Origin of the sequence: Pseudomonas sp. TH49, from assembly GCF_016650625.1 — a bacterium.
Taxonomy (GTDB): Bacteria; Pseudomonadota; Gammaproteobacteria; order Pseudomonadales; family Pseudomonadaceae; genus Aquipseudomonas; species Aquipseudomonas fluorescens_H.
Genome location: NZ_JAEKFL010000002.1, coordinates 1739151 through 1752246, shown reverse-complemented (window position 1 = coordinate 1752246; position 13096 = coordinate 1739151). Strand labels below are relative to the sequence as shown.

Annotated in this window: 4 protein-coding genes; 2 read left to right on the top strand and 2 right to left on the bottom strand. The window is 53.6% G+C overall.

Translation table 11 applies throughout. The annotated features are described in order from the left end of the window. Positions 1 to 65: 65 nt before the first annotated feature. A complete protein-coding gene (locus tag JFU48_RS25145) occupies positions 66 to 746 on the bottom strand; it encodes a response regulator transcription factor (protein WP_201138023.1) in 681 nt (226 codons plus the stop codon). A gap of 246 nt (positions 747 to 992) precedes the next feature. Here JFU48_RS25145 and JFU48_RS30365 point away from each other — a divergent pair, with 246 nt between their 5' ends. Both JFU48_RS30365 and JFU48_RS25135 read left to right on the top strand, forming a co-directional pair. Continuing rightward, positions 993 to 4352, top strand: coding sequence for an ATP-binding protein (locus JFU48_RS30365; protein ID WP_201138022.1), 3360 nt, complete (start codon positions 993 to 995; stop codon positions 4350 to 4352). 94 nt (positions 4353 to 4446) lie between these two features. Further along, positions 4447 to 7881: an ATP-binding protein gene (locus JFU48_RS25135; RefSeq protein ID WP_201138021.1), complete on the top strand. Its 3435-nt coding sequence runs from the start codon at positions 4447 to 4449 to the stop codon at positions 7879 to 7881. 96 nt (positions 7882 to 7977) lie between these two features. Here JFU48_RS25135 and JFU48_RS25130 read toward each other — a convergent pair whose 3' ends face one another. Then, entirely contained in the window at positions 7978 to 13038 is a 5061-nt protein-coding gene (locus JFU48_RS25130; protein ID WP_201138020.1) for an Ig-like domain-containing protein, read from the bottom strand. Positions 13039 to 13096 lie beyond the last annotated feature (58 nt).

Sequence of the window (13096 nt, the reverse complement as noted above, 5' to 3'; positions counted from 1 at the left end):
GCTCGACGGGAATAATCGGGGGTATGGAAGCGATTATAAAAGTAGAGGAGTGAGGTGTACTGAATTTACAGGGGCTTTGAGGTGTTCGATGGCTGAGGTGGCGACGGGCCGTCAGTCATGCTGGATTCAAAGGCGAAGCGAAAGAGATCTGCATCTCGGCTGATACCTAGCTTGCGCATAGCGCTTGCCTTTTGCGAACTGATGGTTTGTTTGCTCCGGTGCAGCTGCTCAGCAATTTCGTTTATAGAAAGACCCGAGACATAAAGGCGTACCACTTCGAACTCTCGCTTGGTCAATGAGTGGTTCGAAGCGGGGCTTTGGCTGATTCCGATTTTACCTGTATCGCGGTTTTCAGAGGGGAAATAGTTTGAGCCCGCATAGACCGCGTGGATGGCGGAGATGAGCTGGTTGGTGTGTTGGGTTTTAGCCAGCATTGAATTGACGCCAAGTTTGGCTAGCTCTTGGGTGAGAGCTTGATTTTCCATAGTACTGAATACAACAATTTTCAAATTTGGATATGCTCTTTTGATATAAGAGATCAGGCCAATGCCATCTCCATATTTGCCGCCCGGCATCACGTAATCGGTGACTAACACATCACATTCGTTAGCGTGCAATAGCTCTATCAGTGCGCCGGAATCCTGAGCTGCCCCAATAATATCTAGCGTCGGGATCGCCTTCAATTCATGTATCAGTCCTGAAAGCAGTGCGGGATGGTCATCCGCTAACAATATTCGAATTTTCATGGGGGTCGCACCTGTCCTTTTTTGATAGGTTTTGGATACCAATCTAACATCAAGCATGCAATTTGGAACGCGGTGATGAAAAAAGGTTTGTGAGCTCCATTTTGTTTCGTACTGGTACGCAATTGATGGTTTCGTCGCGGTGACTGGCCCTAAATTGGTGGCTGTTCAATTTAAATTTTGGGACGCGACCTCATAATCCTTTCCTTTTATGAGGTCGCGCCGTCTTTACGGCTCGTTCGCGCAGCTGTGTCAAATCTCCAACTTGAAGCACTTAATCGTTTTCGTCGCTACCAGCGCTTACTTGTTTTCGGAAGTGGCGCGCTGACGACCGCTATGATGCTGCTGACGTTTCTAATGGAAACGCGGGCAACAGCACTCAGGCATCTTGAGTCCTTGCGTCAAACTTTTATTGCCGAGCACGCAATGCAACTGAAGGAAATTGATGCCCGTGAGAATGCCTTTCGAATCGTTTTGGTCGGTGCCGAAATTATCTGGCGTGAAGGACTGCCTTTTGATCTCTCGAATGTACATGATTTTCGTCGGCAGGGCCGCCAGCTGTTGTTGGAGTCCTCCTCCGAGCTACGTCCACAATGGGTGTTCGGTTCTGGGCAACTTGAAGGCGATGAAGCATTAGGTCGTTTCTTCAGTTTGGCAAAACAGGTAGGTAGAGCTACTACAGTAGACAGGATGGTAAAAGGAGAGGTGCTCTCTAGTTACTTCTACAGCTTGCATCATAATATTGCGGGCATAATCCCTGCGCCGGGCCATGTCGAGCGCGAACGTATTGCAACTGACCGTGACCATTATTTACGTATGCTGACAAGTGATGTAGATCGGCGCATATTCTTGTCTTCCGAGCGCAAGTTGCTCGACAACAAGCAGCCTTTGTACTGGCTCCCTCCCTACACCAATCCTTATACAGGTCAGCGTGTATTGCGTATTGCCGGGCCTATGCTTGAACAGGGTATCCCCTTTGCAGCGCTAGTCATGGAATATGCTCCGCCCAGCTTGTCAGTAGCGTCGAGACCTGGGGGGGAGGTAGGAGGCATCTACTCGATCGTGTCTCATCAGGGACAGGTCATCAGTTCGTCGTCGCCGAGCCATAACTCCTATCTCGACATCGACGCGAGCGTGGAAAAACTTGCGCGTCAGGTCAACTTTCAGCGCGTGGAGATCATTCATCAAGGCATGCTGACTATGGTGGACACATTGGGTGATACGGGTTGGCTTCTAGTCTTTCGCTACACGTGGCGTGACTTGGCTTCTGTTATGGGGAGGCAGGTCGGGTTCGAGGCGCTGATGACGTTAGGGACGCTATGTCTAGTTTGGTTCTCGCTCATCTATTTCAAGTTGCATATCTTTCGCCCGTTGATCCGGCGCTCTGAGCGCGTTTTTGAGAGCGAACAACTCAGCCGTGCACTGATCGAGATGGCACCGGTCGGCTTAGGGTTATTGGTTGCTGACACGGGCGAACCATTGTTGCAAAGCCCTTCGATGATCCAGATGCAGGAACGGTTATGCGCAGGAGAGTATGGTCTACCGGCTGAACTGATCCGATGCTACCGCCATCGTCTGCAAATTAGAGCGCAGGGCAAACCGCAACCGGTATATGACGAGTTGACCTTTGAGACTGTCGGCGGCCTACCGGTGAGCCTGTCGATAAGCATGGTTCCTGCTCGCTATCGGGGGCGTGATGCGCTGATGGTGGCCTTTACTGATATTACCGACAAAAAACGTGTAGAGCAGCGCTTGCTGGAAGCCAAGGATGCTGCTGACGCTGCCAGCGCCGCAAAGTCTTCTTTTGTGGCAGCCATGAGTCACGAGATCCGTACCCCACTTAACGCCATCCTCGGTAATCTGGAGTTGCTTGCCCACTCGGCGCTGGAAGAGCAGCGCGATCGCTTGGACACGATCCGACGTTCTTCGGACAGCCTCTTGGCAATAGTCAGCGACGTGTTGGACTTTTCCAAAATTGAGGCCGGTGAGTTGCACCTAGAGCATATCGAGTTCGATGCACTGGAAGTCGCTTCGCGCACTCTGGCGATCTTCGCGCCAGTGGCCCGAAGCAAAGGGCTAGCCTTGGTTGGTGAGTTGGGACTGACGGCTACCCAGCCTTTGCTGGGGGATCCGACGCGTCTGGGGCAGATACTCAACAACCTGCTGTCCAATGCTCTCAAATTCACGGAGCAGGGGCAGGTGACGCTACGCATTGGCGTAGATGCTCTTCACTCCCAGCTCGGCATAGAGGTGGAAGACACCGGCATTGGCATGTCGCAAGCGCAGATGGAACAAGTCTTTCGCGCGTTCAGTCAGGCTGACGAGACGATCAACCGCCGTTACGGAGGGACCGGTCTGGGTCTGACGTTGTGTACGAGCCTGACCCAGGCCATGGGGGGGGATCTTTCAGTTCGCAGCGAGCCGGGGCAGGGCAGTGTGTTCCTGCTATCGTTACCATTGGCAAAAGATGTCAGCCCGCCAGATTGTCCGGCTTTCAGCGGTGAGCAGGTTCTGGTGCTGGCTCCAACGTCGCACTGGCAGGATTATCTGGAGCGAGTATTGCGAGGTTGGGGGGCGCGTGTTGACACTTACCAGCATCCCGCTCAATTGACCGAAGAGACCTTGGCTTCTGCCGATGCGCTGGTGGTATGGGGTGACCGAATGACCTGGCATGCGGACGATGAGTACCGTCTGGTGGAAGAGTCTTCCTGGGTGATCGACTGCCGACCGGAAGGGCCCAGCGAACCGGTTGCCAACGGGCATGTGGTGAGCGCTTCGGTGTATGGGCTGAAAGGGTTGGCATGTGCCTTGCGACATGCTTTACAAGGTCAACTACTGCCGGTGCGTGAGCATCAGCAATTGGCTTTGCCAGGCCGATTGCGAGTACTGGTGGCGGAAGACAATCCAGTGAACCGACGTCTGTTCGAAGAGCAACTGATGTTGCTCGGTTGCCAGGCGCGGGTGGTTGATGATGGAGAGCAGGCGCTGATCTCTCTGCAGAGTGAGACGTTTGATGTGCTGCTGACGGATTTGTCCATGCCTGGGTTGGACGGCTACGAACTGGCTCGTCAGGCGCGTGCTCATTGGCCACAGATGCCTATACTGGCAGCCACTGCCAACGTGACCGTGCAAGAACATGAAGCCTGCAAGGCTGTAGGCATGGCGGGCGTGTTGACCAAGCCCTTGTCGTTGTTTGCATTGGGGAGCGCGTTGCGTGAGGTATGTGGCTTGTCCGTAACAGACGTAGCCCCTCCAAGTCCATCGGATGGACCGGAGGAGGAAATGTTGGGCGCGCAACAGTTGCCGTCCGAAATGTGGCAGGTTTTCGAACGTTTCTGCGAGTCTTCAATGGATGCCATTCGCCAAGCTCTGAATGCAGGCGATAATCCAAAAATTTTGCATGAAATACACGCGCTGAAGGGCGCGTTGGGAGTGTACAGAGTTGTTGATGTGAGCCGGAGGCTTGCAAAAATTGAGGCAGATATCAAGGCTGGTAAATCCATCGGAATCCAGTTGCTTGATCCGATTTTGAAGGAGCTTGAGTGGCAGATATTGACTCGCAGACAAGTTTCAACGTTGATCAATGGAATACAAAAGCGTGAAATATGAATATTTTGCGTCACGTAGCAATTGGGCACTCTTGTTCCATCAAACTCATGAGAGTTAACGAATGATGGTTAGATCTGCTAAGGACGGAATATTGGTGCGACTGCGTCGCAATCAGTATGTGTTGGTTAATGGCGGTGGGCTGTTGATTACTGTGCTGGTGTTACTAGCATGTGTGTTTGAAATTTCAGCGAGCGTACGCGGATACCTGTCTCAGGTTCAGGATGAAGTTTCCATTGACGTACGTCGGTTAAGTGACGTGGGGGCACGTACAACTGCCACATTGCGCAACAATGTGCAGAATATTGAACTGACTTTGAAGGCTCGGGGTCCAGTTGACGATGTGTTGTTCGAGCGCTTCGAAACAGGCGGGGCAGCCTTGCAAGTCCAGCCCTCGCCGGAGGCCCAGCATGTGTTAGTGGTGAGCAACGACACATCCATTAACTCGAAGGAAATTGGGCCCTATCTCCATTTGGCAAAGTACATGTCACCTGCGGCTTCGGTAATCGCTGCGCGCAACGCTGGCGAGCTTAGCGTTTATCTTTTCAGCCCAGACAGACGTGTCATGCTCATGACAGTAGCGCCTTGGCCTGGAGATGCCTGGCAACAGCAGTTGACGCGAGAGCGAACTCTGCTGATGGCACGATTGACTACAGGTATGGACGATCTGCGATCTGCAACTGAGGGGGGCGGGCGGGCGGCGATCCCGGTGTTGCATTGGTTGCCACCTTATGAAAGTCCTTTGACGGGTAACTCTGCCTTCCGTATTGCTACGAAGGTGCAAGACTCTGATGGGAAAGAGTTTGGAACATTAGTCTTCGAACTTCCGATCAGGTTGCTGGCTGCTGAGGCTCCAAAATCCAGCTTTGCCGGTGACTGCATGATTTTGAACAGTCACGGGGGCATGATAATGCCCTGCCGTGATACTCCTTCTGAACGTTTGCTCAGTTTGACGGGGGCGATGGTCCAGGAGGGGCTCGGTCATCAATTTAGATCGGATTATCGAGATGGAAACATAGTCTATGGCTGGGCCCTGGGTCAGAGTGGTTGGGTGCTGGTCTATACTCAGTCTTGGCGCAACATTCTTACTGGGATCCAGCCCCAGTTAGTTACCTCCATCGTGTCGGGCTGCATCATTATCCTAATGACTTGGCTAATGTTGCTTATGGTCAAAAAGCGAGTTATCGCACCCGCCGTCGAACAGTCTCAATTGGTATTCGAGAGCGAGCAACTAAACCGTACACTGATCGAGACAGCACCGGTCGGCTTGGGGTTATTGGTTGCTGACACGGGTGAACCATTGTTGCAAAGCCCTTCGATGATCCAGATGCAGGAACGGTTATGCGCAGGAGAGTATGGTCTACCGGCTGAACTGATCCGATGCTACCGCCATCGTCTGCAAATTAGAGCGCAGGGCAAACCGCAACCGGTATATGACGAGTTGACCTTTGAGACTGTCGGCGGCCTACCGGTGAGCCTGTCGATAAGCATGGTTCCTGCTCGCTATCGGGGGCGTGATGCGCTGATGGTGGCCTTTACTGATATTACCGACAAAAAGAATTTGGAGCAGCGCCTGCTGGAAGCCAAGGATGCTGCTGACGCTGCCAGCGCCGCAAAGTCTTCTTTTGTGGCAGCCATGAGTCACGAGATCCGTACCCCACTTAACGCCATCCTCGGTAATCTGGAGTTGCTTGCCCACTCGGCGCTGGAAGAGCAGCGCGATCGCTTGGACACGATCCGACGTTCTTCGGACAGCCTCTTGGCAATAGTCAGCGACGTGTTGGACTTTTCCAAAATTGAGGCCGGTGAGTTGCACCTAGAGCATATCGAGTTCGATGCACTGGAAGTCGCTTCGCGCACTCTGGCGATCTTCGCGCCAGTGGCCCGAAGCAAAGGGCTAGCCTTGGTTGGTGAGTTGGGACTGACGGCTACCCAGCCTTTGCTGGGGGATCCGACGCGTCTGGGGCAGATACTCAACAACCTGCTGTCCAATGCTCTCAAATTCACGGAGCAGGGGCAGGTGACGCTACGCATTGGCGTAGATGCTCTTCACTCCCAGCTCGGCATAGAGGTGGAAGACACCGGCATTGGCATGTCGCAAGCGCAGATGGAACAAGTCTTTCGCGCGTTCAGTCAGGCTGACGAGACGATCAACCGCCGTTACGGAGGGACCGGTCTGGGTCTGACGTTGTGTACGAGCCTGACCCAGGCCATGGGGGGGGATCTTTCAGTTCGCAGCGAGCCGGGGCAGGGCAGTGTGTTCCTGCTATCGTTACCATTGGCAAAAGATGTCAGCCCGCCAGATTGTCCGGCTTTCAGCGGTGAGCAGGTTCTGGTGCTGGCTCCAACGTCGCACTGGCAGGATTATCTGGAGCGAGTATTGCGAGGTTGGGGGGCGCGTGCTGACACTTACCAGCATCCCGCTCAATTGACCGAAGAGACCTTGGCTTCTGCCGATGCGCTGGTGGTATGGGGTGACCGAATGACCTGGCATGCGGACGATGAGTACCGTCTGGTGGAAGAGTCTTCCTGGGTGATCGACTGCCGACCGGAAGGGCCCAGCGAACCGGTTGCCAACGGGCATGTGGTGAGCGCTTCGGTGTATGGGCTGAAAGGGTTGGCATGTGCCTTGCGACATGCTTTACAAGGTCAACTACTGCCGGTGCGTGAGCATCAGCAATTGGCTTTGCCAGGCCGATTGCGAGTACTGGTGGCGGAAGACAATCCAGTGAACCGACGTCTGTTCGAAGAGCAACTGATGTTGCTCGGTTGCCAGGCGCGGGTGGTTGATGATGGAGAGCAGGCGCTGATCTCTCTGCAGAGTGAGACGTTTGATGTGCTGCTGACGGATTTGTCCATGCCTGGGTTGGACGGCTACGAACTGGCTCGTCAGGCGCGTGCTCATTGGCCACAGATGCCTATACTGGCAGCCACTGCCAACGTGACCGTGCAAGAACATGAAGCCTGCAAGGCTGTAGGCATGGCGGGCGTGTTGACCAAGCCCTTGTCGTTGTTTGCATTGGGGCGCGCTTTGTTTGATGCATGCGGTCTGATGGACAGTGTTGATCAATCGCCACCGATATCTGCTCCGTCAAAGTCCGAAGTGCAGGAGGATTGGCTTGGAGGAAAGGTTCTACCGGCTGACGTGCAATCCATATTTGAGCAGGCTTGCTTCAACTCGTTAGCTGTCATATTACGGGCGCAGGATACAGATGATACGTCGCAAACTATGCTGGAGCTGCACTCGCTTAAAGGTGCGTTTGGCGTTTTTGGTATGCAGGTGCTTTCAGATCATGTAGGCCAAGTCGAAAAGATTGTTCAGTCAGTGGGAGTAAAGGAGGCTGCTGAATCAGTAACCCTATTTCGACAAGCCGTAGAAGCCACTGTCTTTAAGTCTTCGGGCGGCGCAGAAGCTCTTGTTGCACGGATAGTCAAGCTCGCCTCGTCTGGTTCTAATAGAGAAACTGAACAGGAGATTGAACTGTTGGGGAGGGAACTGTCTATCGTACTTTTCGAGTTGAGGGCTCGGTAGTAGAAAGAAGGCGGGTGGGGCCTCGACAGCTTCTATAGCTGGATAAGCGAATGCCACCGCACGCTTTCTGTGGAGTGACATTCACAGTGTTGACAGTTACAGCATAGTCACATGGATGCTTTCCTCAACCAGCAATTCGGTGGCGCCAGAGACGTACGCGTGATAAACCACGCCGTTGACTTCGGCCTGTCCGGCATCCATCCAGCTTTCAGACGCGACGTCCTTAAGCTGGATCGAATTTGAAGCGTCGCCGTTGATCACGAACTGATTCTTGCCATCGGCGAGCATTAGGTTCGTTTGTCCCAAGCCATCCAGCGCGTTCGCGCTAAGGCTAAGGCTGTTGGAGCCACCTTGGCCGAGGTCGATTTTTTCGATCCCGGTAATGCGGTCCACCAGTGTGTTGGGATCCAGTGTCATGTTCTTGCCATCAAGTAGCAGGGTGTCGATACCCTCGCCGCCGCTGATCAATGTGAACGAAGTGTCAGAGATGCCAACCACATCATTACCGCTACCACCATGAACCGACGATAGCGACTCGTCAGTAAGCAGCAAACCAGCTGTCGAATTATCATCGAACAACATCCACAAACTGCCAGTAGTTTCATGCTCGGCCGCGAGCATCAAGCCTTGATGAGAAACGCCCGCATCAACGGATACGCCTAGCCCCAAGGTGGTATCCAGATCAATAATACGACCCTTGATGGCGGAACCGCTGCCATCGCCCAATCCGGTATCAGTCCATGAAACAAACATCTTGCCATCTGCAAGGAATGACACATCGGGGGTAACTTGATCCCCCGACATCAACTGATGGATGCGCATTTCCTGGCCCACACGGTTGCCCGCGTCATCGAAAAATTGCGCATAAATACCAAAAGTATTTGTTCCCGGGGCTGTGTCTGCTTGCGAAGGGTAAACAACGACAAACCCGCCTCCAGGGCGACTGATTGCTACTGGGCGCTTTTGATCACCAGGCGTAAAAGTATTGATCAAGAACTCGTCAGTCAGCGCATTTCCGTTGGGAGAGAATATACGGCCCCAATTACCCTTGCCGGATTGGTCTGGACCATTTTTGTTGTCTGAGTCCCAAGTCACAATAAAGTTGCCATTGGATAACTCTGCAACGGTTGGTGATCCTTGGGCGCCACCTGTTGTTTGATTGGCTAGGAACTCGTCTCCCAATGATTGGTTTTTCGGGTCGAAGACCCGGAAATAGACGTCGTTGCTGGCAGAATCTTTTCCGTAGGTGATGACGACCTGGCCATTCTCAAGCGTTGTTACCACGGCTTTAGAGGGTGTATCAGTGTAGCTGGAGTAGCCCATTTTTCCGATGATGGTGTCGTTGCCGATGATATCTCCATTTGCGTCATATTGGCGTGCCATGACTTCCCAAGGTTGACCGTTCTTCAGTTGTGCTTGCCACACGATTAGGAAGCCACCGTCTTCAAGCGCAGTCATGGTTGCATTGTGACTGCGCAAATAACCTGACAAGTCAACAGTGGTGTCTGCACCGATTTTACTTGAGCCGCTTATTGAGCCGGTCTCGTCGTAGGTATAGCCAAAGTGCTGATAATGCACCACGTCGCGGCCATTTTCGTAATTATGCCATCCTATGATGAATGTGCCATCTGCAAGGGCAACAACACTCGGAATAACAGTTGAATTTGTGAGTTTCGAACTAACATGAAACTCGTCTCCGACAGGCATGCCGCTAGAGTCAAATAGTTGAGCCATGGGCTCGGTATTTGAGCCTTGCTTCGAAGCCCATACCACGATGAACCCACCGTCGGGTAATGCAGCAGTCACTGCTTCTTGCTGATTACCCGCTGTGGTGGTGTTGACGATGAACTCGGAGTAGAAGCCAGCATCGATATCGATCGTTAGGCCTTCAATGCCGAAACCCTTGCCATCGATATTATCGCTTTGCCAAGTAACAAAAATATTGCCGTTCTCCATCAGCACGGCGTCAAGTATGTGTGTTATATCGACGTTGTCCCCACCGGCCCCTTGGTTCCCCTGAGTAATCGAGTTAACCAAAAATTCGTGCCCGAGTTTTTGGCCACTGGCATCAAAGCGTTGAGCATAAACCGCCGAACCGCTGCCATCGCCGCCATCCGAACCCCAGAAAAGCATGTAGCCGCCGTCACCCAGCGCCACACCGACAGGCTTGTATTGCTTGCCAACCTGATATTCGTTGACGATGAAGTCACCGCCACTGATTAGTTCGGTTTTCCCCGATGAAGGATCAAAAGTGTAGTGGGCCGCACGAATGTCAGAGCCGACAGTCTTACTGTCGTTACTGTCCCAGAAAACTACGAAACTTCCATTCTTGAGTGTGATGACATGCGGATAGTTCTGGATAGAGTCCAAAGTGGTATTCAGGGTCAGAATCGGTCCTGCGGCAGATCCATCGGTCTTACGCAGTTGACCAAACACATCGTTATTGTTTCCAGCTCCGTTCCAGACGGTGATGTACCAGCCAGCATGAGTAGGGTCTTCAAATAGGGCCATTTCCGGTCCCCCTATACCCCTGATGGCACCACCGCTTTTGACAATGATCTCGCCGCTTACAGGCTGGTTGTTGGCACCGTAGGCGCGTTGCATGATCGACTGGCCGCCCTGGTCGCTGTACCAGGAAATGATGTATCCACCATCAGGCAGTCCCAGGGTACTCGCTGCACGCTGTCCGCCGACAATCGTCTGGTTGACCAGAAACTCATCGGTCTGGGCGCTGCCATCAGCGTTGTATTTACGGGCGAAAACGCCATCGCCATTATTGTCCAGAGCACTGGCCTGATAGGACTCCCAGACTACTAGATAACCCCCATCGGCCAGGGCCGTGACTTGTGGGCTGTCCTGGTTATTGAGGTTACGCTGGTTGACGAACTGCTCCTGGCCGATTTTTTGCGTGCCGGTCGGATCCATCAGTTGCATCATGACGTCATAGCCGCTGTCGGTATTCTGCTGCCAAACCACTACGAGTTTGCCATCGGTAAGTCTGGTTACCTGTGGATTGCTCTGTTCACCCTGTGTGGTAGTGTTGATCTGCGTTGAGCTATTGCCTAGGTTGAGATCAAAGCCGCCAACCGCATCGTTGCTGATGGTGACGGTATAGGCGGGACTTTGCGGGGTGGCGTTGCCGGCAGCATCAATTTCTACGGCCGTAAAGGTGTTCTGGCCAAAGCTCAGCGCTTCGTGCACGTTTACAGACCACTTGCCCTCGCTGTCTACCAACGAGCGGCCCACTTCGCGAGTGCCGTTGGCTGCAGTGACATAAAGAATGACGGTATCGCCGGCGGTACCAGTACCGTTGACGCTCGGGGTGTGATCATCAGTACGACCGCCGGAGAGTACATTGCCAGTAACACTGCCTTCGTCATCATAGACGCCGGTAATACGCAACTGAGAAGCGTCCGGCCCCGTGACGTCGACCACCAACTCAAAGGCTGGGGACAACTCACTCGGCGATTGAGTACCGCTGATGGCTTGTACAGTGATGGAGTGTGGACCTTCCGGTAATTCCTGTGTCGGCGTGAAGTTCCAGTCACCTTGGGCATCGGTGATAGTTTCCCCGATTAAAGTGCCGTTGTCGTAGATCCGGATCATATCACCGGGAGTTGCCTTGCCTTGCAGGGTCGGCAGGGTATCGTCGGTGTGACCGCCGCTGTTGAGTACACCGACAACGCTGCCTACATCGTCAATTACTGTGCCGATAGTCGGTGTCTGTGTACGATCGGCCCCTAAGAGCAGTTCGAAGGTGTCGCTTTGAGTGCTGAGGTTACCGGCCAGGTCACGGGCGACGGCAGTAAAGTCGTGCGTGCCGTCATTGAGGTCTGATGCGGGGGTGAGCGCCCAATCGCCGTTGGCGTCAGTGACACTGGTGCCGATCAGTTGACCGTTATCATAGATAAATACGGTCACGCCGGCCTCGGCCTTGCCGGACAGTGTAGGAGTACGGTCGTCAGTCAATGCGCCGGAGTTGAGGAGACCTTGCAGAGCACCGACATTGTCTTCGGCATGTAGGATGGTCGGTACGGCAGGAGGAATGGTGTCGACGGTGATCTTGTAAGCAGCCGACGCGAGGCCGGTGTTGCCAGAGAAGTCGATCGCCTTGGCCGAGATCGAATATTCGCCGTCGGGCATGATGAAGAAAGAGGAGAATTGCCAAGCACCCGAGGCATCGGCAAAGCTGGTGCCCAGTAGCGTTTTGCCAACGTAAATAGCGACCATGCTGAAGGCTTCGGCGTGGCCACTGATGACAGGAGTGTTATCTGCGGTGTAGCCATTTTTCGCAATGAGCATACCGCTATCACGGTCATCGACGATGCTGTCGATCACGACACGTGAGGGGGCGATGGAGTCGACAACCAATACAAAGGAGTTGGAAGAATCACCTCCGCCTTTCACGTGCGCGGACAATACGTGGCCACCTTCATCCAGCGATTGTTCTGGCATGAACGACCAATTTCCTTGGCTATCGACCTTAACTTCACCGATGACTTCGCTGCCGTCAAAGATTTCCAGAATGGCCCCTGCGGGGCCGGTACCCTGCAAGGTTGCAAACTTGTCATCAGTCACGCTGCCTGAGTTGAGTGAGCCTTGGCGGTCACCCAACTGGTCAAGCGCATTGGTGATCAGGGGCGGGTTTGCGAGCACAGGTGTGATTGACATCAACGAAAGCTCGGGAAGCTCTGCGGCCTGATGTACTTCCGGGCTTAGATCGGTGTTGATCACCTGAAGGCCCATAGCCTCTGCTTGGTTGGCCGAAGCGACTGCGGCGGGGAACATCAATCGATGAAGCAGTCCTAGGGCCGTACCTTCGGGCTGTTGCTCAGCAGTGGGCAAGGTCTGGGGAGTGAAGTTCAGTGGACCTTGCGGTGAGGCGTCTTGCGCCGATAGGTTGCGTACCAATTGACCGTCTTCGTGAAGGACGTGTACCTGACCGTTGTTAGAGAAAAAACGCTCTAGGGTGAGGGCTGGGTAGGATTGCTCCTGAGAGCGGAACGACAGCAGCAAGTCTTCTCCAGAGCGTTCGGCGACCAGTGCTTCTTCGACAGGCTCGTTCCCCAACTGTTGCAGCACGTACAGGTTGTTCGACGCGATCATGAGCGTTTGGCTCGCCATGTCCTGGGCTGAGCTCAGGGCGTAGGTTTGCATTAGAGAGTCCTCGGTAATAACCGAAAACTGAATGGAGCTATCAACGAGATTTTTCATG

Bases quoted from the DNA above. Each gene is read 5' to 3' on its own strand.
- JFU48_RS25130 (WP_201138020.1), bottom strand. From the start codon at position 13,038: ATGCAAACCTACGCCCTGAGCTCAGCCCAGGACATGGCGAGCCAAACG.
- JFU48_RS25145 (WP_201138023.1), bottom strand. From the start codon at position 746: ATGAAAATTCGAATATTGTTAGCGGATGACCATCCCGCACTGCTTTCA.